This window comes from Pseudarthrobacter sp. AB1 (assembly GCF_014926485.1).
Classification (GTDB): domain Bacteria; phylum Actinomycetota; class Actinomycetes; order Actinomycetales; family Micrococcaceae; genus Arthrobacter.
Genome location: NZ_PZKO01000055.1, coordinates 159,603 through 185,064, shown reverse-complemented (window position 1 = coordinate 185,064; position 25,462 = coordinate 159,603). Strand labels below are relative to the sequence as shown.

Sequence of the window (25,462 nt, the reverse complement as noted above, 5' to 3'; positions counted from 1 at the left end):
GGTCAGTCGCGGGAGCGGCGTCCGCCGAGCGCCCGGCTGACGTCCCCGGCTTCCTTCAGGGTTGCGCGGAGTTCCTTGGGCAATGAGAAAAGGAGGTCCTCTTCGGCCGTGACAACTTCTTCTACGGAGCCGTAGCCGTAGTCGGCCAGCAGGCGAAGGACGTCCGTGACCAGGATCTCCGGCACTGAAGCCCCTGACGTGACTCCGACCGTTGCCACGCCTTCAAACCACGCTTCGTCCACTTCATTGGCGAAGTCCACCCGGTAGGAGGCCTTGGCCCCATACTCCAGGGCGACTTCCACCAGACGGACCGAGTTGGAGGAGTTAGCCGATCCCACCACAATGACCAGGTCGGCCTGGGGCGAGATCTTTTTGATGGCCACTTGACGGTTCGTGGTGGCGTAACAGATGTCGTCGCTGGGCGGATCCTGCAAGGTAGGGAACCTCGCCTTCAGCAGGCGGACCGTTTCCATGGTCTCGTCCACGCTGAGGGTGGTCTGGGACAGCCAGATGACCTTTTCGGGATCCCTGACGGTTACCTTGTCCACTTCGTGGGGACCGTTAATGATCTGGATGTGCTCCGGAGCCTCGCCGGCGGTCCCTTCAACTTCTTCGTGACCGTCGTGGCCGATCAGCAAGATGTCGAAGTCGTCCTTGGCGAACCTCACGGCTTCCTTATGAACCTTCGTAACCAGCGGGCAGGTGGCGTCAATGGTGCGCAGCCCGCGGTCCTCGGCCGACTGGACGACGGCCGGCGATACCCCGTGGGCGGAAAAAATCACCAGGGCGCCTTCCGGGACCTCGTCAGTCTCGTCGACGAAGATTGCGCCCTGTGCCTCCAGCGAGCTCACGACGTGGACGTTGTGCACGATCTGCTTCCGGACGTAAACCGGCGGCCCGTAGTGTTCCAAGGCCTTCTCGACGGCGATCACGGCCCTGTCCACACCGGCGCAATAACCGCGGGGCGCGGCCAGGAGTACCTTTTTGGGACCGGTTACCGGAGCCGCCGCGGCTACCTCCTCAGGCGAGCGCCGCCTGCGCGGGACAGTTGGCATCGAGAGGGACACAGCAGAGGAAGTCATTTCTCCATGCTACCGGGTTGGGGGCCGCCGCCCCGGCGAGGCGATCCGGATCACAAGGGCCGCCGCGACCAGCACACCGCCGGTTATCGCGGCACCGCCGACCCAGGATTGGAAGCTGCTGGACGCGGCCGCCACAAACGCATTCTTGAACATGTCCGCAAGTCCGTTGCCACTCGCAGTCCCCACTACAGCGTCCCTGGCGAATTGCGAGCCGGCGGCCCACAGGCCGGCCAGCGCAAGTGCCGCAAGTCCCACCGCGAACAGCACTGACCAGCGACGACGGGCGGAAACCAGGGCAAGTGCAAAGGCGATACCAGCCCCGATAGCCAAAGAGTAGCCGAGCGGCGCGTAGGCGGACACCCTCTCGACCAGCTGGCGCTGCTCCGGTTCTCCAACGTTGATCAGCGTCTGCTCCGGCGCAGTCAGCGGCAGTCCCGTGGTGCGCGCGAGTTCCTCCGTCGCCAGCGCGACCAGTGGCGCCAAGTCCAAAGTGAGCGACGACGGGGAGCCCGGTTCGGCAGGAGCTGCTGCCGGTGCGGCGAAGCTGAGCCGGTGGCTCTTCCGCAGTGTCTCCTCCCAGGCCGCCGGGTAACCCGGTAATGCGGTGAGTGAACCGGCCGCCGCCTCAAGCACTGGCCTCACCAGACCTGCCAGAGCGTCCGGGATAGTCCCCGTGTCAATGGTGCCAACAGCGGCTGTGGCCAGCCGCTGTTGGAATTCTGCGTCCTTCCCCAGCGGACCGGCCAGCGCCACAAAGCCATCCTCCTGAACCACGTTGCGGTCAAGCCAGATGGCGGGAACGGCCAATGCGGACAGCAAAACGCCCAGGACGACGGCGATGGCTGAAACGAAGGTGCGCAAAACGGGTCCTCACGGGTTGGCGGCAGCACAGCCATCATAGGGCCGGTGTCTGGACAACGAATGTCAGTCTCGGGTGATACAGCTTATGGATAAGGTTGAATGGCATCCGCCAGCCCGCTGACAGCAGCCAGTTGACTGACCGCCGCCATTCAAACACGAACCTCCACCTCCCGAACAAAGGACCGCAATGCCGCCACCCACAGCTTCCCGGGGCAGCGGACATGTCTGACCAGGCCGCCCTGCCAGGCACTGCTGCCACTACGCTGCCTGCCACAGCCGCTGAGACCAGCCCGGACAATCCCTGGCCGCTGCAGTTGCTGTCCCAGAAACTCAAGGCCCATATCGACCGCACACCGTCGGCGTGGGTGGAGGGTCAGGTCATCGAGATGAACCGCCGGGGCGGCAATGCGTACCTCACCCTCCGGGATGTGGACGCGGAAGTTTCCCTGCCGGCGTCAGTCTGGACGAAGGTCCTGGACCGGCAGAACATGCCCCTGGAACGTGGCTCCCGCGTGGTGGCCTTGCTCAAGCCGGAGTTCTGGCTGAAGACCGGGCGGATTAACATGCAGGTAAGGGACATCAGGCCTGTAGGGCTTGGCGATCTGCTGGCGCGGATCGAACGGTTGCGGCAGGCCCTCTCAGCCGAGGGGCTGTTTGCCGATTCACGGAAGAAAGCATTGCCGCTGCTCCCCCGCCGTATCGGCCTGATTACCGGACGGGACTCCGACGCCAAAAAGGACGTCGTCCAAAACGCCGCACTGCGCTGGCCCGCCGTCGAATTCGAGATCCGGGAGGTGGCCGTCCAGGGCAACACCGCGGTCTCGCAGATCATCCGCGCCCTGCAGGAGTTGGACGGCCGCCCCGACGTTGACGTCATTGTCATCGCCCGGGGGGGCGGAGCGTTGGAGGACCTGCTGCCTTTCAACAGCGAGGAACTGATCCGTGCCGTCGCGGCGACGGCTACCCCTGTGGTCAGCGCCATCGGACATGAGGCGGACCGCCCCCTCCTCGACGACGTGGCGGACCTCCGTGCGTCCACGCCAACTGATGCCGCCAAGCGGATCGTGCCTGACGTTGCCGAGGAACTGGCCAGTGTGCGCCAGGCACGCGAGCACCTGCGCAGGAGCATCGGCAGGCTCGTGGACCGGGAGTCGGACCGGTTGTCCGCACTCCATTCCCGGCCGGTTCTGGCCACGCCCGAAGCAATGGTCACCGTACGCGCGGAGGAAATCGAACGCCTCCTCAGGAGATCATCGGCCGCCGTCAGCTCAACGGTGGTCCGGGCGGCTGACCAACTGGTTCACCTGCAGGCACAGGTCCGAGCCCTGTCACCGCAAAAGACGCTGGACCGCGGCTACGCCGTGGTCGAACTGGCCAACGGCCGGCCGGCCCACGCCGCTGAAGCTGCCGGCCACGCTGTGGTCCGCGACCCTTCGGAGGCGCCGTCGGGAACTGCGTTGTCCGTACGCGTGGCCCAGGGCCTGTTCGGCGCCACATCCACTGGGGAACTTCAACAAGGAGAAGCACATGCCCGAGACAAAGCCTGACCCGGAAATCGAAGCCCTGAGCTACGAGGAAGCCCGCGAACAGTTGGTACACGTGGTGGGGAGGCTCGAGGCGGGCGGCGCCAGCCTTGAGGACTCCCTGGCACTGTGGGAACGCGGCGAAGCCCTGGCTAAGCGCTGCGAGGAGTGGCTGGAGGGCGCCCGCAAGCGGCTTGCTGCCGCCCGCGACCAGCCGCTCTGACGAGCCCTCTGACCACCCAGTGCGGGCCTACCCTCGGAGCAACCGGCCCCAAACAAGTCAGGACCGATCGACCAAATCAGGACCGATCGACCAGTTCCCGTTCGATGGGGACGTCGAACTCAGCTTTCGGCCATTCCAGCTTCATCTCAGACATCGCGCCCAACACCAACTGCTGCACTGCGATCCTGGCATACCATTTTTTGTTGGCCGGAACCACATGCCAGGGTGCCGCTTCCGTGTTGGTCTCGTCGAAGGCAGCCTGGTAGGCGCCCATGTAGTCGCCCCAGAACGCCCGTTCCTTGAGGTCGTTGCTGCTGTATTTCCAGTGCTTGGCGGGGTTGTCAAGTCGGGCAAGCAGCCGGGTCTTCTGTTCATCCTTGCTGATATTGAGCATCACCTTGATGATTTTGGTTCCAGCCTCGGTCTGGCGCGCCTCGAACTCATTGATGGCCCGGTAGCGACGCTTAAGTTCGTCAGGCGAAGCCCAGTTGTGAACCCGGTGGATCAGGACGTCCTCATAGTGGGAGCGGTCGAAGATGCCCACCATGCCGGCTCCGGGAACCTCCCTCTCGATCCGCCAGAGAAAGTCATAGGACTTCTCTTCCTCGGTGGGTGCCTTGAAAGCCTTGAACTGGACGCCCTGCGGATCCATTGTGGCCATCACATGGTTGACGATTCCGCCCTTGCCCGCCGTGTCCATGCCTTGCAGGATCAGCAGAAGCCGTTTTTTCCCGCCGAAGCGCGACACCGCGAACAGCTTTTCCTGAAGTTCGGCCAACGCGCCGTCCAATTCAGCCAGAATTGTCTGGCCATCAGCTTTATTGCCCTTGTAACCGGGCGTCGCGTCAGGGTCGGCCTCGGCCAGCGAAAAGCCCTTCCCCACCCTCAGCGTATCGACGGGGTGCTTCTTGAACTCAACCAAGTCGGCCATTGGGGTCCTTTGTCCGCAGTGTCCGCGCCATCTGGCGCGTCCCCACAGGCTAGTTCCCTTTGTACCTGCTCAGGAAGTCCCCCATACGGTTGATGGCCTCCTCAAGGTCCTTCACCAGCGGGAGGGTAACCATCCGGAAGTGGTCGGGGCGGACCCAGTTGAAGGCCCGGCCGTGGGAGACCAGGATTTTCTGCTCGCGCAGCAGGTCCAAAACGAACTTCTCGTCGTCGCGGATGTGGAATACCTCGGGATCGAGTTTCGGGAAGAGGTACATGGCTCCACGGGCCTGCTGCGTGCTCACGCCGGGGATGGCGTTGAGCATGTCGTAGGCCTTGTTCCGCTGTTCCAGCAGCCTGCCGCCGGGCAGGATGAGGTCGTTGATGCTCTGGTAGCCGCCGAGTGCGGTCTGGATGGCATGCTGGGCGGGCACATTGGCACAGAGGCGCATGTTGGCCAGGAGGCTGATGCCCTCCAGGTAGTCCGAGGCATCCTTCTTCGGGCCCGAGATGGCCATCCAGCCGGCACGGTAGCCGCAGACGCGGTAGGCCTTGGACAGTCCACTGAAGGTGAGGCACAGGACGTTGTCGCCCGTAAGCGCGGCCATGTTGATGTGCACGGCGTCCTCATACAGGATCTTTTCGTAGATTTCATCCGCGAAAAGGATCAGTCCGTGCTTTTCGGCCAAGGCCACGATCTTCTTCAGCGTCTCTTCCGGGTAGACCGCGCCCGTGGGGTTGTTGGGGTTGATCACCACAACGCCCTTAGTGCGCGGCGTGATCTTGGCTTCAAGATCCTCAATGTCAGGCTGCCAGCCTGATTCCTCATCGCAGAGGTAGTGCACGGGCTTCCCGCCCGCCAGGGCAACGGAAGCCGTCCACAGCGGGTAATCCGGTGTGGGGATCAGCACTTCATCGCCGTCGTTGAGCAGCGCCATGAGGGACATAGTGATAAGTTCGCTGACGCCGTTGCCCAGGTAGATGTCGTCCACATGGATGTTCTGGATTCCGCGGGTCTGGTAGTACTGGGAGACGGCGGTCCGGGCCGAGAAGATGCCCCGGGAGTCGCTGTAGCCCTGGGCATGGGGCAGGTGGCGGATCATGTCCACCAGGATGGCGTCCGGGGCTTCAAATCCAAACGGCGCGGGGTTTCCGATGTTCAGTTTGAGGATCCGGTGACCCTCCGCCTCCATCTGCTGGGCGGCCTGAAGGATCGGTCCACGGATGTCGTATAGGACGTTGTGAAGCTTGGTGGACTGCTTGAATTCTGCCATCCATCAAATATGCCATATGACGGATGTACTTCCGTTGAGACCTCAGACACAGAAGCGCGGCGACGGACGACGGCGGCTGCCGGCCCATGTGGGTCCGGCAGCCGCCGTCGTGATTTGGTTCTGGAGTCAGGTGTTACTTGACGATGCCCTTGTCCTTGAGCCAGGTGGCGGCGGCGTCTTTGGCATTCTGCTTCTGGCTTCCGCTGACTGCCCGGTTGAGGTTGACCAGGTCCTCAGTGGTCAGGATCTTCGATACGGCATTGAGCGCGTCCTTGGCCTTGTCGGTCATTTTTGCCTTGTTGTAGAGCGGCAGGACCTGCTGGGCCTTGAAGTTGTCCTTTGGATCCTCGAGCACCACCAGGTCGTTGTCCGCGATGGACGGTGTGGTGGTGTAAATGTCAGCGACCTGGACGTCGTCGGTCAGAAGTGCTTGCAGGGTCAGGTTGCCGCCGCCGTCGCTGAAGGGCTTCAGCGCCTTGAGTTCGCAGCCGTAGTTCGCTTTTAGCCCGGGCAGGCCATAGGCACGGGTTTCGAACGTGGCCGGGGCCGCCATGGTCAGGTCCTTGCAGACTTTGGCCAGGTCCTCAATGGACTTCAGCTGGTACTTCTCCGCCGTAGCCTTGGTGACCACCATGGCATCCTTGGACTCAGCCTTGGACGCCTCCAGCACTCCAAGCCCTTCGGGGAGCTTACCCGGCAAGGCCTTGTATACGTCCTCGGCCGAGACCTCGGCAGCTTCAGGATCCACGTGCGAGAGCAGGTTGCCGGAGTAGTCAGGGACGAGGTCAACGGAGCCGTCCTGAACCGCCTTGAAATAGATTTCGCGGGCACCGATGTTGGGCTTGGTGGTTGCCGTGACCCCTGCAGCAGTCAGTGCCCCGGCATAGATCTCTGCCACGATCTGGCTCTCCGGGAAATCAGCCGAGCCGACCACCAATGATCCGCCGCCGGCGCTCCCGGCACTGGTGCTGGGGGTTGCCAACGGGTCGCTCCCGCCGCAGGCTGTCAGCGCAACGGCAAGGCCGACGCCAGCAGCCATGCCGGCCAGTCGCCTGCGGGTAAGGATTGTCCTGGTGTTGTCTTTCATGGGGTACCTCCTTGAACGGCAGCTGACGCAGGCGCGGCAGCTGGGAGATCAGCGGCGGCCTGCTGGCCACCGTGCAGATCGGATGTGAGGCCAGGCGAAAGAAGGACTCTTTGCACCGCGGCAAGGATGAGGTCAACAATGATGGCCAGCCCTGCAATCAACAAGGACCCGGCAAGCATCCGCGGGAAGTCCTGCAACGCCAAGCCATCAAAAAGGTAGCGGCCCAAGCCGCCCAAGGGGAGGTACGCAACCACGGAAACCGTCGCGATGACCTGCAGAACTGCCGTTCGGACGCCGCCGAACATCACCAGCAGCCCGTTGGGCAGCTCAACACGGAACAGGATCTGCACCTCGGTCATGCCAACGGCCCGGGCAGCGTCCACCACAGCCCTGTCCACGCTCGAAATGCCGGCGTACGTTCCGGCAAGGAGCGGCGGCACGGTCAGGATGACCAACGCCCACACCGGTGGCATCAGGCTGCTCCCGGCCAGGAGGGCGAAAAGGACCAACAGGCCCAGGGTAGGCAGCGCCCGCAGCGCACCTGCCACCGCTACTGCCACCACGCGCCCGCGGCCCGTATGGCCGATGTAGAGCCCGGCCGGGACCGCGACGGCGGCGGCAATCACCAGGACCAGCCCGCTGTACTGCAGGTGCTCCAGAAGCCGGACGGGGATGCCGGAACTGCCGGTCCAGTGCACCGGATCAGCTATCCAGGCGAGGGTGTCCACAAAAATATTGCTCATGGTGCGGCCCCCGCGTGAACGTTGGCATCGGCCAGGTAGCCGGCGGCCGAAGTCACCGAGGGGCCAGACGCCTTAGCGGCGCGGGTCCACGGCGTGAGCAGCCTTTCCAGGACGACCAGCACGGCATCCATCAGCAGCGCGAGGACGAGGATGGCAATGATCCCCACCACCACTTCCGTGACGAAGTTCCGTTGCAGTCCATCGGTAAACAGCATGCCCAGGTTTCCCACGCCCAGGAGCGCCGCGACGCTCACCAGGGAGATGTTGCTGACGGAAACCACCCGCAACCCGGCGAACATCACCGGCAGGGAGAGCGGCAGGTCAATCTGGACAAAGCGGAGCCACGGCTTGTACCCCATGGCGATCGCAGCCTGCCGGAGATCCTCCTCTACGGAGTCAAAAGCATCCAGCGCGGCCCGGACCAGCAGCGCCACTGCGTAGATGGTGAGGGCAACAATGACGTTGAGCGGGTCCAGGATCCGAGTTCCGAGAATCGAGGGCAGGATGATGAACAGCGCCAGCGAGGGGACGGTGTACAGCAATGAACTTGCGGTCACCACCACCGACCGCAGCGCCGGGTGGGTCCGCGCCAACTGCGCCAACGGAATGGAAATAACCAGCCCCAGCACCATCGGAATGAGGGCCAGGACCAGGTGCTGGCCGGCCAATCCCATGACCATGCCGCTGTTTGCCAGGAACCAATCCATCAGAGCGCAGCCTGCCTGACCTGGCGGGCTTCCTCAATGACACCGATGACTTCCTGAGCCCTGACGGTTCCCAGGACCTTGCCGTCGCCATCCACCGCAACACCTTGGCCGGATGGGGATGATAAGGCCGAGTCCAGTGCACGCCGTAGTGTCTCGCCGGGCCGGAAGAGTGACCCGCCCGGAATGAGCTCGGAATCCGTCCCCGGCCTCGCCCAGCCCAGGGGGCGCAGGTCCGGATCCACCACGAGCTGCCAGTCGGTCACCGCGGCGGGATCGCCGGCAAACTGGCCGGCACTCATCACAAGCGTGGGCACCGGGTGAATGGTGATGGCGTCGGACGTGGTGAACCCCAGGTGGCGGAAGCCACGGTCCCGGCCCACGAAGGAAGCCACAAAATCATTCGCCGGTGCCCGGAGGATTTCCTCAGGGGTGGCGTACTGGGCCAGCCGGCCGCCGACAGCGAAAACGGCCACCTTGTCGCCAAGAATGGTTGCCTCGTCGATGTCGTGCGTGACGAAAACGATGGTTTTTGCGAGGTCTTTCTGCAGCCTCAGGAGTTCCTGCTGTAGTTCGTCGCGCACCACGGGGTCAACGGCGCTGAAAGGTTCGTCCATCAGCAGGACGGGTGGATCGGCTGCGAGCGCCCGGGCTACGCCGACTCGCTGCTGCTGGCCGCCGGAGAGCTGGGACGGGTACCGCTTCCCGAGCGCGGAAGCCAGCCCGACGACGTCGAGCAGGTCCGTTGCGCGCTTGCGGGCTTCAGCCTTGGAAACGCCGTTAAGCCGGGGCACGGTGGCGATGTTGTCCAGCACGGAACGGTGCGGCATCAGCCCGGAAGACTGCATCACGTAGCCCATGGACCGTCTCAGCTCCGCGGCAGGCACCGAGGTCACGTCCCGCCCGTCCACGGTGATCACACCGGACGTCGGTTCCACCATACGGTTGATCATCCGCAGCGAGGTGGTCTTGCCGCAGCCGGATGGCCCCACAAAAGCGGTGATGGTGCCCCTGTCGATGGACATGGTGAGCTGGTCCACAGCAGGCTGCCCGCCCTGATACTGCTTGGTGACGCTCTGGAACTCAATCATGGCTTGGTCCATTCCCGGACTTACCTGTTCTGTTGGACGGCATCGGACAGTGTTGGGTCATAAGCTCACTGACATTCACGGTAACGCAATCCGTGATCAGCGTAACTGGATCTTCGGGCAATCCGGGCAAGAAAATCCCTACTGTAATCATTCGTTGCACAACCCCGCGTGGATGGGTCCCTCCGATCACCCCGTGCCGGGATGCGCTTACGCCCGGCTGTGCCCGCGCCTAGAGTTGGACCGTGACCAACTTGGAAGCAGCTCCCCAACAGGAACTTTGTCCGCCCGCCGGCCCTGAAGGGACGTCCGGCCCCTGCCTCCAGATCTGGCCCGAACGGGAGGTCCCGCTGGGCGGCGTGCGGGCCATGACCGTCCGGCGCACGCTGCCGCAGCGGGGCTTGCCCACCATCGGCGCCTGGTGTTTCCTGGACAGTTTCGGCCCGGACCGCACCGCGATGTCCGTCCTCCCGCACCCGCACATCGGGCTGCAGACGGTCACCTGGCCACTTGCCGGGAACATCCGGCACCGGGACAGCGTGGGCAGCGATGTTGTGGTCCGCCCAGGTGAGCTGAACATCATGACGGCCGGGCACGGGGTGTCCCACTCGGAGTTCGCCGTCCGGCTGGATCCCGACGCCGCCGCGCAGTTGCCCGTGCAGCGCGGCCTGCAGCTCTGGGTAGCGTTGCCGGACGCGGAACGCCACCGCGAACCCGCGTTCGAGCAGCACCGGGAACTGCCCTCCGTGACGGGGCCGGGTTTCACTGCGACTGTGATGGTGGGCGAATTCGCCGGGGCGGTGTCACCGGCCACGATGTACTCCCCCATCGTCGGAGCAGACATCTCCTGCGAGGGGCCGGCCGTCCTACCAATGAACGCACACTTTGAGCATGCCGTGCTGGTGCTCGACGGCGGGCTGACGCTGGACGGGCAGGAGGTCCCGCCCGGTCCGCTGGGCTACCTGGGCGCGGGACGCCCCTCACTGGAGTTCCAGGCCCTGCCCGGAACCCGGTTCCTCCTGATCGGCGGGGAGCCGTTCCAGGAGGAACTCCTGATGTGGTGGAACTTCGTGGGCCGCACCCACGACGAAGTGGAGCAGGCCCGTCACGACTGGGAGGCGCAGGTGGCACTGGCCGACGATGCCGCCTGTGGGGCCCGCTACGGGCTGGTTGAGGGGCACGGCCCGGACGCAGGCGCCGAAGCCGGACGCATCCCCGCCCCCATCATGCCGGCCGTCAGACTGACACCCCGCAAGCGGTCAGTGGGCCCCTGACCCTTCCGAGACCAGCTTCAGGACGCCAAACACGGGGTCCTGGTCCAGGACACGGACATCGATTACGCCGGCGTCGGCCAAGTGGCTCCGGAAAGAGTCCTGCAGCGGGATCACGTTCATGCCCAGTCCGCTGCCGAGAATAACGGGTCCGTCGATGCCAAGCTTCTGCAATGCCTGGGCAGCCAGGCCGGCAAGGTCCTTGCCGGCCTGGTCCAGCAGCTCCTGGCACGCCGGGTGGCCGGCCGCTGCCGCGTCCACCACCAGGCGTGCCTGCTGGGCCCAGAACCGGCGGCCGGTATCCGGAGAATGAAAGAGCGCAATCAGCCGGTTGGGGTGGTCCACTCCGCACGAGGCAAGCAGGGCCTCGGTCAGCTGGTCCGCCGGGAGTCCCTGGTTCATCCGGCGCAGGCTGTGCCGCACCGCCTCACGGCCCAGCCAGTAGCCGCTGCCTTCATCACCGAGCAGGTAGCCCCAGCCGCCGGCCCGGGCCTCGTCGCCGGTGGCGTTCCGTCCCCAGGCTGCGGAGCCGGTTCCTGCGATCACGGCCACACCCGTGCTGGCTCCGCCTGCGGCCAGCAGCAGCCGCGAATCGTGGACCACCGTGACCTTGGCTCCCGGAACATGCGGTTCTATCAGTGCGGCAAGGGCGGCGGCGTCGTCGTCGGTGTCAATGCCCCCGGCCCCCGCATATACGTGGACCACCTGGCCGCCGCCGATCCGGGAGAAGAGATCCGCGAGGTTCAGTGCCGCCTGTTCGCGGCTGACGTTCTGCACGTTGGAACTGCCGGCGGACTCGTCGGCCACGGCTACTCCGTCCACAAACCTGACGCCGCGGGTCTTTGTACCGCCGATGTCCAGGCCGATGATGACCCCCGCGAGGGGATCCGGGGCGGACGCGGCGCCGCCCACCTGGTGGATTCCGGGCAATGCGGTCTGGGGGTGCTCGCTGTCAGTCACACACCCAGCCTACTGAAATGCTGCCGGCGAATCGCGGCCGGGCCGGGGGCCGCCGTCGTGTCTCAACACGTCGTGCCTCAACATCCCGCGGTTATCCCGTCCCTGAGCGGGCGGCCACCAGGCCCGCCAGCAGGTGGGGCCCCTCTTGCAGGACCATCTCCCGGAAGAACCGGACCGGATCGGGCTCGGCATCGGGACCGGGTTTCCGCCGCCGCCAGCCCAACCCGATCTCGCGGTACGCAAGCCCGGATTCCAAGGCAAGCTCGACCCAGCCCAGGTTGCCCGTTTCCGGGCTGACATGGCGCCCCGGCGCATTGCCCCCGGGCGGAAGGATGCTGACTCCAAGGCCCGCGGTGACCAGGCCACGGGCTGTGTGGGTGTCCTGGCTTTCGAACGCGATCCGCGGCCGGAATCCTGCCTCCCGGAACAGCGCATCGGTCAGTGACCGCATGCCGTACCCCGGCTCCAGCGCCACGAAAGGGTCCCGGCGGATGTCCTGCACACTGACGCTGCCCCGGCCGGCCAGCGGATGGCCATGGTGAACCACCAGGCGGAGGGGCTCACGGTAGAGCGACGCCGAGGAGACGATGCTGCTTGCGGACGGAACCGGTGCTGTCAGTGACAGATCCGCCTGCCCCGAGGCGAGTTCCGCGAGGCAGGTGTCCCGCGCCCCCTGGCGCAGGATGAAGCCGGCCTCCGGGTGGCGGCTGCGGAAGGCGCTGATGAGCAGCGGCAGGGTGGCCTCGCCGAACGTGTGCTGAAAGGACAGCGACACCTTCCCCCGCACCACGTCCGACTCGTGCCGGACCAGGTCCAGCCCGGCCTGGAACTCGGTCAGGGCCGATTCGATGTACGGGAGCAGCGTCCGGGCGGCCGCCGTGAGGCGGATGCCCCGTCCGTCACGGATCAGCAGTTCGGTTCCGACGACGGCGCTGGCCCGGGACAGTGCCCGGCTCACCGTGGACTGGGGTACTCCCAGGAGCTCGGCCGTTTCCGTGACGTGCTGGGTCCGGCCCAGCTCAGCCAGGATAGGCAGCAGCGGCAGGAGCTTCACCAACTGCTTGTGGTCGGCGTGCATTGGCCCCACCTCTCCAAACGTTCCATTACTGACATGAATTGCGGCCAAAAGATGCATTGGAAGCATACATTGCGGAAGCCTACCCTTGGGCTATGCCACAAAATGCCGCAGCCCCGGGAACATTCGCTCCACCGCAGGGTGGCTGGGCGGGACATCCCAAGGGCTCCGCTGCCTACAGCAAGATCCTGGCCGGCCTGGCCTTCGCGGGCGTGGCCACGTTCGCCCAGCTCTACTCCACCCAGGCAGTGTTGCCGCTCCTGGCCGCAGACCTGAAAGTGACCGCGGCAGAGGCGGCGTTGACCATATCGCTGGCCACTGTGGGCCTGGCCATCACCGTCATTCCCTGGTCCTTCCTCGCGGACAGGATCGGCCGGGTCAAGGCCATGGCCTGGGGCATCTCCGCTGCCACCGTCCTGGGCCTGCTGGTACCCCTCGCCCCCACGTTCGGCGCGCTGCTTGCTTTGCGGCTGCTTGAAGGAATGGCGCTGGGCGGGATCCCGGCCATCGCCATCGCCTACCTGAACGAGGAAGTGAACAGGGCCCATGCGGCCATGGCCGCAGGCAGCTATGTTGCCGGCACAACGCTGGGCGGACTGGCCGGCCGGCTGGTGGCAGGGCCGGCCGGTGAGCTCTGGGGCTGGCGCACAGCCGCCCTGGCCGTTTCCCTGCTGGCAACAGTGGCCGCAGTGCTCTTCCTGGTTCTGGTACCGCAGGCCAAGGGATTCACAGCCGCCAAAGCCTCCGGGATCCGGGGTGCCATGGCTACGCTCGGCGGACATGTGCGCAATCCCCGGCTGCTGGCGCTCTACATCCAGGCCTTCCTCATGATGGGCGGGTTTGTAGCCGTCTACAACTACCTTGGCTTCCGCCTGTCCGCTGAGCCCTTCACGATGCCGGCAACCCTCATTAGCCTGATCTTCCTGGCCTACCTTTCGGGAACGTTTTCATCCCGCTGGGCCGGCGGGCTGACGGCGAGGCTTGGCCGCAGGGATGTGCTGCTTGCGGGCATCGTCCTGATGGTGGTTGGGCTGGCACTGACGCTGACGCCGGTGCTCGCCCTGATCCTTGCTGGCCTGGTGATCTTCACCGGCGGCTTCTTCGCGGCCCACAGCATCGGTGCAGGCTGGACCGGAAGCATCGCCACCACCGGCCGCGCCCAGGCATCGTCGCTCTACAACCTGGCCTATTACCTGGGCTCGAGCGTCATCGGCTGGGCGGGTGGACTGGTGTTCCAGTCACTGGGCTGGACGGCGCTTGCAGCGGCAATCATGGTCCTCGCCTGCATCACGGCGGTGACAGTCGCCGTCGTACATCCCCGGCGAACCCACGAAACGGCACCGCCCTGCACACGAGACCGAACGAAAGCCGCGCGGCCGTAGAACTATCGGCCAACAAATGACGGCTTCGTCTGGCGAATATTCGGAAGGAAGGATGCGTCCCAGGGTGAGCAGCAGGAATCCGCCGTCTAGGATGAATGGACGGACATTCAAGGAGATTCCATGAGCAGCAACCCAAAAAACATCCGGCCGGCCAGCCACTTTGAGCCGCTGGATGCCATTGATGAACGGCTTCTCGCCGCCTTGGTGGACGATGCACGGATCTCCAACAAGCAGTTGGCTGAACTCGTGGGAATCGCCCCGTCCACCGCGCTCATGCGGACCCGCGCGTTGTCCGAACGTGGCATCGTCCAGGGATTTGAGGCGACACTCAGCCTCTCGGCCATCGGCAGGTCCGTCCAGGCACTCGTAGCCGTCCGGTTGCGGGCCCACGACCGGGACCAGATCGACCGCTTCACAGCCCGCGTTCCGCACCTGCCCGCGGTTCTCTCCACCTTCCACACGTCAGGCTCCGTGGACTACCTGCTGCACATCGCCGTCGCCAGCACCGAGGACCTGCGGGACTGGGTCCTCGACAACCTGGCCACCGATCCTGTGGTGGGCCACACCGAGACCACCCTCGTCTTTGAGCACATCCAGGGAAACCACGGTCCGCTGCCGGATTAGGCTCCGCGCTGCAGCGCTTTCCGAAACGTGACCGCGGACAGCGCCAGTGCGGCGGCGCTGCAGAGCACCACGAAGCCCCCGACCGCCGTCGGCAGCCCGAACACCGCAGTGGCCCAACCCAGCCCGATGACCGGCACGGCACTGCCCAGGTACGTGATGACATAGACCGTGCTGATGACCTGGGCATGCTGTGACGATTCCACCTTCGCGGCCACATCGTTGAAGACCGTGCGGAAGGCGACTCCCTGCCCCAGACCAGCCAGGACGCTGGCCGCGGCCAGCAACAGCGGACTGCTCCAGGCCGCTGCTGCGGCAAGGAGCAACACCGAGCCTCCCAGGACCGCCAGCCCGGCGGGCACCACAAAGCGGCCGCGCACGGACAGCACCTGGCTCAGCGCTGAGGCGGCGAGCGTCATCCCGGCCAGGGCGCCGATCAACGGACGTGAATCCGTGTGAAGGATCGGAGCGAAATAGGCCGGGGCCAGCGACAGGCAGAATCCAAAGACCGAGAAGCTGAGGAACCCGACGGCGGCCGCGAGCCAGAACGCGCCCCGCGCTTCAGTGGATACCGCGGGCCGGCGGGGAGCCAGGACCATGACGGGGCGCCGGCCAGCCGGAGGCTTGATGGCCGGCCGGGCCTGAAGCAGGTAGAGCGGCACCAGCATTGCCGCCAGGACCAGCGAGTGAACATAGTACGGGGCGGTGGTGGGCCCCGGCAGCAGCGACAGCAGGCCACCGATGACCGGACCGGCCGCCACTCCACCCGCCGTCGCCAGCAGGGTGAAGCGCGTGGCCCACTCCGGCCGGGACGGGAGCAATTCCCGCAGCGCGGCGGCACTGGCACCGGTGGCCAGGGCAACGGCCACCCCTTGAAGGGCCCGTCCGGCCGAAAGCGCCACCAGGTTTCCGGCCTGCGAGAAGACCCAACTGCCCGCCAGTCCGGCGAAAACAGCCAGGATGAGCGCCGCCCGCCGGCCGATGTGGTCCGACCAGTGGCCTGCCAGCATCAGCGTGGCCACCAGCGCCAGCACATAGCTGGCAAAGGCCGCCGTGACCCCAAGTGCCGAGAGGCCAAGGTTTGCCTGGAGCAGCGGATACAGGGGCGTGGCCAGATTCGCACCGACCAGCAGGGTGAAGATGACGGCACCGGCCATCACCAGCCGTGCGGTGGTGGATGCATCCCAGCCCTGACGCCCGGCGGTAGCCGGACGCATACGGAGTTCATTAAAGACTGTCATTGCTGCTGCCTTGGCGTCGACCGGGGCGGGAGGTCCTTGTGGGAAGCCGCCCCGGGTGGAAATTGATACCTAAAGAATGCTTGACTGTTGACTGATTGGTTCCTTGCTAGTGAAACTATTGCGCAAAATACGCAATTTCTGGTGTCTCCAGTAACTGAAAGTGACAGTTTGCCTACCCTTGATCCCACTGACCTGAAGATCCTGCTGGAACTCATTCGCGATCCACGCGTCCAGATCGGCGAGTTGGCCGAGATGCTGGGCATTGCGCGCAACACGGCACAGTCGCGCGTGCGGCGCCTGCTCCGCGCCGGGGTGCTGCACGATGGCGGCCGCGAGATCGACCTCGAGGCGGTAGGGTACGACGTCGTCGCATTCGTCACGATCGAGGTGACGCACCGGGAACTGGACGGAGTTGTGGGCGCCCTTCGGCTGCTCCCCCAGGTTCTGGAGGTCCATGAGATCTCGGGTCGGGGTGATGTCTGGTGCCGGGTGGTGGCCACCGATACGCATAATCTGCAGTCCGCCCTCCGCCAGATTCTTCGCGTCAAGGGCGTCATCCGGACCGAAACAGTCCTGGCGCTCCACACGCATATTCCCTACCGGACCGAACCCCTGATCAGCCGCCTCGCACAGGCCGTGCCCGGCACCCCAACACGGCCGAAGCAATTGTCCGAGCGCGGCGGCGGCTCCCCAGATGGCAGTTAGGATTCGAGCATGGAGTGGCTTTCACATATTTCACAGATCAACTGGCTCGCCGTGGCACTGGCCTTCATCTCGAGCATGGCGATCGGCTTTATCTGGTACATGCCGGCCGTGCTGGGCAAGCGGTGGATGGCCGCCATCGGAAAGACTGAAGATGACCTGAAGAACATCAGCGGCGGCGCGGGGATCTGGGTTCCCATGACGGTTGCGGCCGGCCTGACTGCCATCCTGCTGGCGGTCCTGATCAGCAAGCTGGGCCTGGACAGCGCCATGGCAGGCGGCGGGTTCGCCCTGGTACTCGCGCTGGTGTTCCGCGCCGGCGGGCATGTCATCCATAACGGGTTCGCAGGCCGCCCGACCGCTGTCACGCTGATCGATTCCGGACACGATCTGCTCGCCATGACGGTGGCCGGCGCCATCATCGGGACCATGCCCTGACGTGACCATCATCGACAATGCCGTCTACGTGGACGGCGTCCGCAGCGCAGAGCCGCAGAGCCTGGAACAGACCTTCGAAACCCTCTCAGAGCACGGAGGCATGGCGTGGATCGGGCTGTACCGGCCCACGGCGGCGGAAATGACGGCCGTGGCCACCGAATTCGGGCTGCATGCCCTGGCCGTGGAGGATGCCATTTCGGCGCACCAGCGGCCCAAGCTTGAACGCTACGAGGACAACCTCTTCACGGTGCTCCGCCCGGCGCGGTACCTGGATGCCACCGAGACCGTGGAGTTCGGCGAACTGCACATCTTCACCGGCCGGAATTTCGTGGTCACCATCCGCCATGCCGAAATGGCCGGCGTTGCCCGGGTCAGGCGGCGTCTGGAGAGCCGCCCCGACCTGCTCCGGCACGGCCCCGAAGCCGTACTCTACGCGCTGCTGGACCTGGTGGTGGACGACTACGCACCGGTGGTAGCCGGGCTGGAAAACGACATTGACGAGATCGAGGACCAACTCTTCAGCGGGGACACCACCGTCTCCCGCCGCATCTATGAACTGGCCCGCGAAGTCATCCAGTTCCAGCGCGCCATCCACCCCCTGCCGGACATGATGCAGCAACTCAAACGGGGCTTTGAAAAGTACGGCGTGGATTCCGAACTGCAGCACAGCCTGCGGGACGTCGAGGACCATGTGGCGCGGGTCATCTCCCGCGCGGATTCATTTCGCGACCTGTTGCAGAACGCCCTCACGCTGGACGGAACGCTGACCGCCAACCGGCAGAACGAGGCCAGCGCCGAACAGAACGAACAGGTCAAGAAGATCTCCTCGTGGGCGGCGATCTTCTTCGCACCTTCCTTCGTGGCCGGCGTCTACGGCATGAACTTCGACCACATGCCCGAACTCCACTGGACCCTGGGCTATCCTATGTCCATCGTGCTGATGGCCGGCACCGCAGGCCTGATGTACGCCATTTTCAAGAGGAAAGGCTGGCTGTAGAGCCTCGGTCGGCGCGGGCCTCAGACGGCGCGGGGAGTCAGACGGCCCGGGGAGTCAGGCCACCTGCAGGTCCACACTCCCGTGGCCCGAGGCTTCAGCGCTGAATACCAGACGCCGGTTGGCAATCTTGTCCGTAAAGAAACGGTCGTGGCTGACCACCACCACTGCACCAGGGAAATGCAGCAGGGCACGCTCCATGACCTGGGTGCTGGAGAGGTCGAGGTGGTTGGTGGGCTCATCCAGCATCAGGACCGAAGCACCCGAGAGCAGGCACTGGGCCATAGCCACACGGGCGCGTTGGCCGCCTGAGAGGTTGCCGATCTTTTGCTTGAGGTCAGCTTCGGAGAACTGGAACATAGCAAGGAACCTGTTCACCGACTTCTTCGTCGCAGTCAGGGCCAGGCTGTCAGGCATGGCGTTGACCGCATGACTGACCGTGTCGTCGTCGTCCAGTTCTTCCAGCACCTGGTTGTAGGAGACCATTCCGGCACCCTTGGCCCAGGCCACGCTGCCCGAATCGGCCGGCTCTTCGCCGGTGAGTGCCCGGAGTAACGTGGTCTTGCCGCTTCCGTTGGACCCGATGACGGCGATCCGGTTACCGCGCCCGATCTCGAAAGTGAGGCCGCTGAACAGCGTTCTGCCGCCATATGCCTTGCTCAGGGATTCCACCCGGCACAGGACGTCCTTGACGTACAGACCGCCGTAGATCTCCGTGATGATCTGGTCTACGGGCCGGGGCGCACGGGACTTCTTGATCCTGGCCAGCTGGTTTGCGAGTCCCTTGCCAGCCCCCTTGGCGGCTTCCCGCCGGTCCGAAATACCTTCGGCTTCGAAGGCGAGCAGCTCGGACTCGTGGACGAACTGGCTCTCCAGGCTCTTGAGTTTGAACTGCTTGGCAACCACGTATTCGGCGAAATTGCCCGGGTATTCGTGGAGGTGGAAGTTCTCCACCTCGATAATCCGGGTGACCACGGAGTCCAGGAACTTCCGGTCGTGCGAGACGATGATCGCAGCGCCCTTGAAAGTCCGGAACCAGCCTTCAAGCCATTCGACGCCGGCCACGTCAAGGTAGTTGGTGGGTTCATCAAGCAGGAGGACGTCCGGGGCTTCCAGCAAAATCTTTGCCAGTGCGGCCCGGTTCCGCCAGCCGCCGGAGAGCTCGTCGATGGCGCAGGTGCGGTGGTGGTCGCTGAAGCCGAGGGTGGTGAGTACTTTGTCGATGCTGCGCTGATAGTCCCAGCCATCCAGCCGGTCCATCGCCTCAAAGAGTTCGGACTGGCGGTGGATGAGTTCATCCAGCCGTGCTGCGTCCGAGGAATCGGCGGCGATGGCCGCATCGATGCCGGCCAGCTCGGCTTCGATCTCTTTCACGTGGGCGAAGAGCCCGTCCAGGACCTCCGCAATAGTGGATTCGCCGTTCAGCTCTGAGAACTGGGAGAAGTAGGCGGCCTTGGTTCCGAGCTCGACGGCGACGGTCCCGGAATCTGGAGCCACCTGGCCCTGGATCAGCTTCAGGATAGTGGACTTGCCCGAGCCGTTCTTGCCGATCAGGCCAACCCTGTCCCCCGCTTCAAGCTTGAAAAAGGCTTCGCGGAGAACCTGGGTTTTGTCAAAGCTGACGTTGACGTCGTTCAGCCGGATCAAACTCATTGATGGTGTCCAATCCAGTCATGATAAAGCGTGGAAGCGGTGGGGGTCCTGCAAGCCTATTCGAAACCAGCATGGAGGTCTTCATCCGCGTGGTGGGTAAGTGGGTCAGAAGGCGCAGCAGGAGAGTTTGGAGACGTCCGTTTTGTAGGACTGGGCGGCGATCTTGATTCCTTCGGCCATGGTCAGATAGGGGCTCCACAGGTTCGCAACCTGGTCCACGGTCATCCCGGCTTCCAAGATGTAGACCCCGGCCGCAGCCAGGTCCCCTGCGTCCTTCGCGACGGCGGTGATTCCCACGATGCGTCCGGTGTCGGCGTCGGCGACGATCTTGATGAAGCCGCGGGTGTCCCTGTTCACCAGGGCCCGGGGGACGTATTTCAGGGGCAGGACCCGGCATTCGCACCGAATGCCGGCCTCGTTGGCTTCCTTGTCCGTCATCCCGACTGCGGCCAGGGCTGGGCTGGTGAAGGTGACCCGGGGCAGGTGCCGGTAGTCGACCTCGCGGCCGGCGTTGTTGAAGGCGTTCTCCACCACCAGGGATCCGTGGGAGGCTGCGACGTAGACGAATTCTCGGTGCCCGGTCACGTCTCCGGCGGCCCAAATCCGTGCATTGGAGCTGGCCAGCTGGCTGTTGACCAGGATCTCGCCGCTGTTCCCGGTCCTGACGCCGACGGCGGCCAGGTTCAGGCCGTCCGTGACCGGGCGGCGGCCCGTGGCGACGAGCAGTTTGGCGGCCCGGACTTCCTCCTGCCCGCCGGAGACGGCCGCGGTCGCGACGATCCCGCCGGTGGCCGGGTCCGTGCGCACGGAGGACACGGCCGCCCGACGGACGACACGGATCCCTTCGTCCGCGAAGACACCCATCAGGGCACGTGAGGCCTCGGGCTCCTCGGCCGAGGCCAGACGGGAGCGGACCACCATGGTGACCTTGGACCCGAGCCGGGCGAAGAGCTGGGCTTGCTCCAGGGCCACGTACCCGCCGCCGATGACGAGCAGGGACTCGGGGACCTCCTCGAGTTCCATCGCCGTGGTGGAGGTCAGGTAGCCTGTGTCCGCCAGCCCATCGATGGGGGGTGCCCACGGGGCGGACCCGGTGGCAACCAGATAGTGCAAGGCCCTTACGGATTCCCGGGTCCCGTCGCTTCCTGTGATTTCCAGGAACGGATCGTTCTGGGTGCCTGCGAACACTGCATTGCCTTGGCGCAACTCCCAGCCGTAAGCCGTGATCAGGTCGACGTATTTATCCGACCGCATTGTCTCCACCAGGGAACGCTTACCGCCGATCAGCCCGACCATGTCCACTTCCTCGGCAGTGGTGCTGATGCCGGGGAACCGGCCGGACGCGTCCAACGCGACATGCCTGGCCTCGGCCGCCGCGAGGAGCGCCTTGGAGGGAACGCAGCCGGTGTTCACGCACGTCCCGCCGACGGTGGAACGCTCGATCATCAGGACGCGTTTGCCCAGGCTGGTCGCCCGGATCGCGGCCGCGAACGCTCCGCCGCCGGAGCCGATGATGGCAAGGTCGAAATCAGGTGTTGGTTCAGACATGAAATCCTCCAAAGTCGTACAATATCGCCGTCCCACAAGCCCTCGACGGTGCCTCGTATAGGGGTCTTCCCCCAGTCTGCACCTTCCACTATGGGGGAAGGTCAAGAGCCAGACCCGTTACCGGCCCCGAACCCTTGAGCCACCACCCGGCTCACCGCCGCCGAAAAGGGTGGGTAATTGGGTAATGACTGTCCCAAGCCGGGAGATAAAAGTTCCTTTATCCGTTCTTGACCTTCCACTAATCTGGAAGGTCAAGAGGGAAATCCCCGGGACAAGAGGTGCATGATGCGTATTGGCGAAACCGCCACAGCTGCCGGCTTGACGTCCAAGACCATGCGGTTTTACGAGGACCGGGGCCTGCTGCCGGCCGCTGACAGGGCGCCGAACGGATACCGCGACTACCCCCAGGAAACGGTCGGAAGGTTGGAATTCATCCGCCGCGGCCGCACCGCCGGGCTGACCCTGGCCCAGATCGGAGACATCCTCGCCGTCCGAGACACCGGCCAGGCCCCCTGCATACACGTACGGGACACGCTGGCCAAACAACTCCGGGACCTCGACGCCCGGATCGCAGAACTCACGGCACTGCGGGCGACCGTCTCCGAATTTCATGACGCCGCGGCCGCAGGGGACGCAGCCGCCTGCGACCCCGAACGCATCTGCAGCTATCTCTAACGAGAGCCAGAGCCGTGCCAGTTCCCGCTGCTGAATTACCCAGTGCCGTCTATCTCTTCGACGACGGGGAAAACAGGGCTTCCGGTATCGGCACGCGGTCCAAGCAGTCCTCCAGAAGGAGTTTGCATTCACACGTGCGGTTCACATCCTCCGGGAACACCGGACGCCGATACGCCCGGTTGGCACCGCCAGTGGTTCCCTGTCTTTCCGTGAAGGCGGCAGACTTGCACTGGAGCCGTAAACGCGACCACAAGGAGAACCCATGACCACCGCCATCTCAGTCATTGTCTTTGATGTCAACGAAACCCTGTCAGATATGTCACCCATGAGGGAACGCTTCAGCGAGGTCGGGGCTCCGGCAGAACTGGCCAAACTCTGGTTCGCCACGCTGCTGCGTGACGGCTTCGCACTGACGGCCACCGGAGACAACGGATCGTTCGCCGCCATCGGGGCCGACGCACTCCGGGGACTTCTGACCGGGGTGGAGCTTAACCGCCCTCTTGAGGCGGCGGTCGACCATGTCATGGGCGGCATGGCCGGCCTTGGGGTACACCCGGATGTCCCCGAGGGGATCAAGGCCCTCGCCGCTGCAGGACTCCGACTGATCACACTCAGCAACGGCTCCGCCCAGATCGCCGGGAAGCTGTTCACCGAAGCCGGGATCCGCGACGCGTTTGAGTCACTGCTTTCGGTCGAAGACGCGGCCGCCTGGAAGCCGGCCCGGGCCTCCTACGAATATGCCGCCGACGCTTCCGGGGCCGACCCGGCCGGCATGCTGCTGGTCGCCGTGCATCCCTGGGACATTCACGGCGCCGCCCGTGCCGGGATGCGTACAGCATGGCTGAACAGGACCGGGGGCAGCTACCCGGGATACTTTGAGGCCCCTACATTCGTCGTCACAGCTTTGACCGAACTTCCCGCGGCCCTCGCAGCAGCGCACTGACGAGGACCGTGCCCCGCCCGGACCGGGGCCGGCCGCTGCCTGCTGGTTTGAACGGTTAAACCGCGGACCGGGGGAAGGGGGCCGAGGCTCCCTTTCACCTTCCCGGTGTTTCAGGCCGTGTTCGGCGATAGCGGCGGACATCCCCATGTAGGAGGCGATCACGGCCGGTGAGTGGGCCATCCCGGCGTGGATCTTGAGCAGTTTGCCCATCTTCTGCTCCAGTTTCCGGGCGTTGCCTTGGGAGGCTTCGGGGGCTGTGGCAACGGTGTGGGCGGGAATGCGTGGCATGCGGAAACTCTCTTAACTTTTGGGACTTACAGGACAAAACTGTGGGGCGGAGGAAGCGGCAGACGCGACCGGTCAGGGCCGGGCGCCGCTGACGATATCGCCCCCGCCGGCGGCCAAGGCGACGTTCGTCCCTGAGCAGGCCCGGATCTGATTCTGGTCTGGTTCTGGTTCACATTCAGCTCTTCAGCCGCCTGCGCGATGGTGAGAAAACGGTGATTCTTGGGTCCGTCGGAAACAGGTTCATCCTATGTGGGGGCTTGGTGCCTGGCGCTCAACTTCTGCCCAGGAATTGGGTCTGGCGTTCAAGGCCGGCCAGGCCCATAGTGTCTCTACCTGTTCATCAAGAACTAGCAGGAGGCATCAATGGCTGGCGAACGGACCGTCTTGGTAAGCGGCGGCGCACGCGGCATCGGCCGGGCTATTACCGAGAGGCTGGCGGAGGACGGCTGGAATGTCATTGCCACCTATCTCACCGGTGTCGACGAAGCGAAGGAACTGGCCCGGACCCACGAGGTCCAAATGCACCAGGTTGACCTGGCGGACAGAGCAAAAACAGTTGAGTTCGCTCATCGAATCTGCGACGAATTCCCCCTGACTGCCTTGGTCAACAATGCCGGGATCCTCGAGAAGCAGCGATTCGAAGAGATGACGCTTGAGGCTTGGGACAGGACGATGGAGGTCAACGTCACAGCCCCTCTGATCCTTGCCCAGGCGATAGGCCCCCGCCTTCCCCTTGGTGGCAGCATCGTCAATATTGCCAGCACGGACGCGTATGTCGGGTCGTTCCGGGGCATCGGCTACTCAGCCAGCAAGGCGGCTCTCCTCTCAGTCACCCGGAGCCTCGCCAACGTCTTTGGGCCCCGCGGCGTCCGGGTCAACGCGGTAACACCAGGCTGGATCGACTCCGGGATATTGACCGAGTCGTACGAGGCAGCAACGCTCACTCCACTAGGCCGGAACGGCAGCCCCGAAGACATTGCGAAAGTCGTCGCCTTCCTTCTCAGCTCGGAGGCTGCGTTCATCACCGGAGCATCGATCGTGGCTGATGGTGGATACACCAACGTCGACTACTTCATGAAGAAGGAGGAGTAATTCTTCTGCTGACGGTTCGCCGGGCCCACACAGTACTTTGCCGCCCGCCGACTGCAGCACGGACTGTGAAGGCCGAGGGCGACGCGATTGCAGTTCAACGGGTCCAAGCTCGCCTGCGCATATAATTCGACCGTGCGACGAGTCTTCGACACCACATTCGATTACAAAACGGACAAGCCTGCGAGGACCAAGCCCGACGCGGACCGGGACAGCCTGCTACTTCGTGCGGATCATGAGCTGCTGTGGTCGAAGGACCTGCCCTCCAGGAAGGACTTGCCCTCCAGAGAATTTTCAAACCGGAAGCGCCGGCGGTCCGCCGGAAGGGCTACCTCATCTTCGCCGGCCCCTCGACCGAGGCAATGCACTGGTACGGCAGCGACACCATCACCAGCTCCTACGCCAGTTGGCTGGCGCCTACGAACCCGAGGCCGAAAGCTTTGGTCGACGCCATCGCCGGGCTGAGCAAGGACGAGAAGGCCCTTACCTGAACCCTCCGTATAGCATCGGCAGCCGATGATCTGGCCGGTCCGAAAGAAGGACTACTGGACCGACGCCGGCAACCCAAGGAAAAGGGTCCAGAAGGGTCTGCCAGTACAGGCGGTGGCCGGCAAGCCGCAGACAAAAGTTCACCGCCCAGAACAGACCGACACCGATGTTCCTCCAGTCCGACGTCATTGGCTTCGGAGAGCATCATAGTGCTTCCGCCTGCTACGGTCCGACTGGGCTTTTTCGGGCCGTGGTGTCCCTGAAAATCGTGGTTCCCATCACCAGGAAGACTTCCAGGAACCCAACGACAAGCCAGGTCAGGATGGTGGTCAGCGCGAAAGCGAGCCCCATCATGCCGCCCAGTAAGACCATCGACACGGCCGACAGTGGCAGGCCGGCGAGGAGAATCCCGCGGGTCCAGACGTACGCGCGGTTGCCGGTGATGGCCAGGAAAGCGTGAATCAGCCAGAGAACACCGACGACGGCCGGTACCGTGCTGAACGGGCTCACCTGGCAGCGCGTTCTTTGGCCCTGGAGTCTCTCGCGTCCACACGTGGCTCCGCCGCGTCTCCCAACGTCAT

26 protein-coding genes and 1 pseudogene are annotated in these 25,462 nt (G+C 64.6%); 13 read left to right on the top strand and 14 right to left on the bottom strand.

Going from position 1 to position 25,462, the window contains the following annotated elements; genetic code table 11:
* Positions 1-2: 2 nt before the first annotated feature.
* Both DAD99_RS14620 and DAD99_RS14615 read right to left on the bottom strand, forming a co-directional pair.
* Complete coding sequence (locus DAD99_RS14620; protein WP_160672795.1) at positions 3-1,082, bottom strand: 4-hydroxy-3-methylbut-2-enyl diphosphate reductase; 1,080 nt, start codon at positions 1,080-1,082, stop codon at positions 3-5.
* Between the two features lie 9 nt (positions 1,083-1,091).
* The gene (locus DAD99_RS14615; protein WP_193342097.1) at positions 1,092-1,943 is read right to left on the bottom strand and encodes a hypothetical protein; all 852 of its coding nucleotides are present in this window, start codon (positions 1,941-1,943) and stop codon (positions 1,092-1,094) included.
* A 221-nt stretch (positions 1,944-2,164) separates the two neighbouring features.
* Between DAD99_RS14615 and xseA the strand changes: the two genes are divergently transcribed.
* On the top strand, positions 2,165-3,490 hold the full coding sequence (xseA, locus tag DAD99_RS14610) for an exodeoxyribonuclease VII large subunit (protein ID WP_193342096.1): 1,326 nt from the start codon (positions 2,165-2,167) through the stop codon (positions 3,488-3,490).
* A complete protein-coding gene (locus DAD99_RS14605; protein ID WP_193342095.1) occupies positions 3,471-3,689 on the top strand; it encodes an exodeoxyribonuclease VII small subunit in 219 nt (72 codons plus the stop codon). Before xseA ends, DAD99_RS14605 begins: the two co-directional genes overlap by 20 nt.
* 76 nt (positions 3,690-3,765) lie before the next feature.
* Here the strand turns inward: DAD99_RS14605 and DAD99_RS14600 are convergent, their stop codons facing one another.
* The 6 genes from DAD99_RS14600 to DAD99_RS14575 all read right to left on the bottom strand — a co-directional run bounded on the left by DAD99_RS14600 (position 3,766) and on the right by DAD99_RS14575 (position 9,527).
* Positions 3,766-4,620 carry a PPK2 family polyphosphate kinase gene (locus DAD99_RS14600; protein ID WP_193342094.1) on the bottom strand — a complete coding sequence of 285 codons (855 nt, stop codon included), beginning with the start codon at positions 4,618-4,620 and terminating at the stop codon, positions 3,766-3,768.
* Positions 4,621-4,669: 49 nt separating this feature from the next.
* Complete coding sequence (locus DAD99_RS14595) at positions 4,670-5,890, bottom strand: pyridoxal phosphate-dependent aminotransferase (RefSeq protein WP_193342093.1); 1,221 nt, start codon at positions 5,888-5,890, stop codon at positions 4,670-4,672.
* Between the two features lie 133 nt (positions 5,891-6,023).
* A complete protein-coding gene (locus DAD99_RS14590; protein ID WP_185261130.1) occupies positions 6,024-6,977 on the bottom strand; it encodes an ABC transporter substrate-binding protein in 954 nt (317 codons plus the stop codon).
* Positions 6,974-7,720 carry an ABC transporter permease gene (locus tag DAD99_RS14585; RefSeq protein ID WP_185261131.1) on the bottom strand — a complete coding sequence of 249 codons (747 nt, stop codon included), beginning with the start codon at positions 7,718-7,720 and terminating at the stop codon, positions 6,974-6,976. Before DAD99_RS14585 ends, DAD99_RS14590 begins: the two co-directional genes overlap by 4 nt.
* Complete coding sequence (locus tag DAD99_RS14580) at positions 7,717-8,427, bottom strand: ABC transporter permease (RefSeq protein ID WP_185261132.1); 711 nt, start codon at positions 8,425-8,427, stop codon at positions 7,717-7,719. The genes DAD99_RS14585 and DAD99_RS14580 overlap by 4 nt, the downstream gene beginning before the upstream one ends.
* Positions 8,427-9,527 carry an ABC transporter ATP-binding protein gene (locus tag DAD99_RS14575; protein ID WP_305072215.1) on the bottom strand — a complete coding sequence of 367 codons (1,101 nt, stop codon included), beginning with the start codon at positions 9,525-9,527 and terminating at the stop codon, positions 8,427-8,429. Before DAD99_RS14575 ends, DAD99_RS14580 begins: the two co-directional genes overlap by 1 nt.
* A 230-nt stretch (positions 9,528-9,757) precedes the next feature.
* Between DAD99_RS14575 and DAD99_RS14570 the strand changes: the two genes are divergently transcribed.
* Positions 9,758-10,786, top strand: a complete 1,029-nt coding sequence (locus tag DAD99_RS14570; RefSeq protein ID WP_193342091.1) for a pirin family protein — start codon at positions 9,758-9,760, stop codon at positions 10,784-10,786.
* On the opposite strand, the gene DAD99_RS14565 is transcribed toward DAD99_RS14570, so the two are convergent.
* Both DAD99_RS14565 and DAD99_RS14560 read right to left on the bottom strand, forming a co-directional pair.
* The gene (locus DAD99_RS14565) at positions 10,772-11,713 is read right to left on the bottom strand and encodes a BadF/BadG/BcrA/BcrD ATPase family protein (protein WP_227008073.1); all 942 of its coding nucleotides are present in this window, start codon (positions 11,711-11,713) and stop codon (positions 10,772-10,774) included. The two genes, DAD99_RS14570 and DAD99_RS14565, sit on opposite strands and share 15 nt — an antisense overlap.
* 121 nt (positions 11,714-11,834) lie before the next feature.
* Positions 11,835-12,821 (bottom strand): LysR substrate-binding domain-containing protein, encoded by a 987-nt coding sequence (locus DAD99_RS14560; RefSeq protein ID WP_185261136.1) that lies wholly within the window; start codon positions 12,819-12,821, stop codon positions 11,835-11,837.
* A gap of 92 nt (positions 12,822-12,913) precedes the next feature.
* On the opposite strand from DAD99_RS14560, the gene DAD99_RS14555 reads away from it, so the two are divergent.
* Positions 12,914-14,200 carry an MFS transporter gene (locus tag DAD99_RS14555; protein ID WP_193342090.1) on the top strand — a complete coding sequence of 429 codons (1,287 nt, stop codon included), beginning with the start codon at positions 12,914-12,916 and terminating at the stop codon, positions 14,198-14,200.
* A 120-nt stretch (positions 14,201-14,320) separates the two neighbouring features.
* On the top strand, positions 14,321-14,824 hold the full coding sequence (locus tag DAD99_RS14550) for an Lrp/AsnC family transcriptional regulator (protein WP_185261138.1): 504 nt from the start codon (positions 14,321-14,323) through the stop codon (positions 14,822-14,824).
* Here the strand turns inward: DAD99_RS14550 and DAD99_RS14545 are convergent.
* Positions 14,821-16,062, bottom strand: a complete 1,242-nt coding sequence (locus tag DAD99_RS14545; RefSeq protein WP_185261139.1) for an MFS transporter — start codon at positions 16,060-16,062, stop codon at positions 14,821-14,823. The genes DAD99_RS14550 and DAD99_RS14545 overlap by 4 nt on opposite strands.
* Positions 16,063-16,230: 168 nt before the next feature.
* On the opposite strand from DAD99_RS14545, the gene DAD99_RS14540 reads away from it, so the two are divergent.
* From DAD99_RS14540 to corA, 3 genes are read left to right on the top strand one after another with little or no spacing between them, the layout of a single operon-like run.
* A complete protein-coding gene (locus DAD99_RS14540) occupies positions 16,231-16,767 on the top strand; it encodes an Lrp/AsnC family transcriptional regulator (protein ID WP_185261140.1) in 537 nt (178 codons plus the stop codon).
* A gap of 9 nt (positions 16,768-16,776) precedes the next feature.
* Entirely contained in the window at positions 16,777-17,202 is a 426-nt protein-coding gene (locus tag DAD99_RS14535; RefSeq protein ID WP_185261141.1) for a DUF1761 domain-containing protein, read from the top strand.
* A gap of 1 nt (position 17,203) precedes the next feature.
* A complete protein-coding gene (gene corA / locus DAD99_RS14530; RefSeq protein WP_185261142.1) occupies positions 17,204-18,199 on the top strand; it encodes a magnesium/cobalt transporter CorA in 996 nt (331 codons plus the stop codon).
* Positions 18,200-18,253: 54 nt separating this feature from the next.
* On the opposite strand, the gene DAD99_RS14525 is transcribed toward corA, so the two are convergent.
* Both DAD99_RS14525 and merA read right to left on the bottom strand, forming a co-directional pair.
* Complete coding sequence (locus DAD99_RS14525; protein WP_193342089.1) at positions 18,254-19,849, bottom strand: ABC-F family ATP-binding cassette domain-containing protein; 1,596 nt, start codon at positions 19,847-19,849, stop codon at positions 18,254-18,256.
* Between the two features lie 105 nt (positions 19,850-19,954).
* Positions 19,955-21,397 (bottom strand): mercury(II) reductase, encoded by a 1,443-nt coding sequence (merA, locus tag DAD99_RS14520; protein ID WP_193342088.1) that lies wholly within the window; start codon positions 21,395-21,397, stop codon positions 19,955-19,957.
* 285 nt (positions 21,398-21,682) lie between these two features.
* Here merA and DAD99_RS14515 point away from each other — a divergent pair, with 285 nt between their 5' ends.
* The 5 genes and pseudogenes from DAD99_RS14515 to DAD99_RS14500 all read left to right on the top strand — a co-directional run bounded on the left by DAD99_RS14515 (position 21,683) and on the right by DAD99_RS14500 (position 24,883).
* Positions 21,683-22,072 (top strand): heavy metal-responsive transcriptional regulator, encoded by a 390-nt coding sequence (locus DAD99_RS14515; protein WP_193342252.1) that lies wholly within the window; start codon positions 21,683-21,685, stop codon positions 22,070-22,072.
* Between the two features lie 262 nt (positions 22,073-22,334).
* Positions 22,335-23,015, top strand: coding sequence for a haloacid dehalogenase type II (locus DAD99_RS14510; RefSeq protein WP_193342087.1), 681 nt, complete (start codon positions 22,335-22,337; stop codon positions 23,013-23,015).
* Positions 23,016-23,666: 651 nt separating this feature from the next.
* Entirely contained in the window at positions 23,667-24,395 is a 729-nt protein-coding gene (locus tag DAD99_RS14505) for an SDR family NAD(P)-dependent oxidoreductase (protein ID WP_193342086.1), read from the top strand.
* A 132-nt stretch (positions 24,396-24,527) separates the two neighbouring features.
* A pseudogene (locus DAD99_RS22305) lies at positions 24,528-24,620 on the top strand (hypothetical protein); the annotation flags it as partial.
* A gap of 17 nt (positions 24,621-24,637) precedes the next feature.
* Positions 24,638-24,883 carry a hypothetical protein gene (locus DAD99_RS14500; protein WP_193342085.1) on the top strand — a complete coding sequence of 82 codons (246 nt, stop codon included), beginning with the start codon at positions 24,638-24,640 and terminating at the stop codon, positions 24,881-24,883.
* Between the two features lie 220 nt (positions 24,884-25,103).
* On the opposite strand, the gene DAD99_RS14495 is transcribed toward DAD99_RS14500, so the two are convergent.
* Positions 25,104-25,391, bottom strand: coding sequence for a hypothetical protein (locus DAD99_RS14495; protein ID WP_193342084.1), 288 nt, complete (start codon positions 25,389-25,391; stop codon positions 25,104-25,106).
* Positions 25,392-25,462 lie beyond the last annotated feature (71 nt).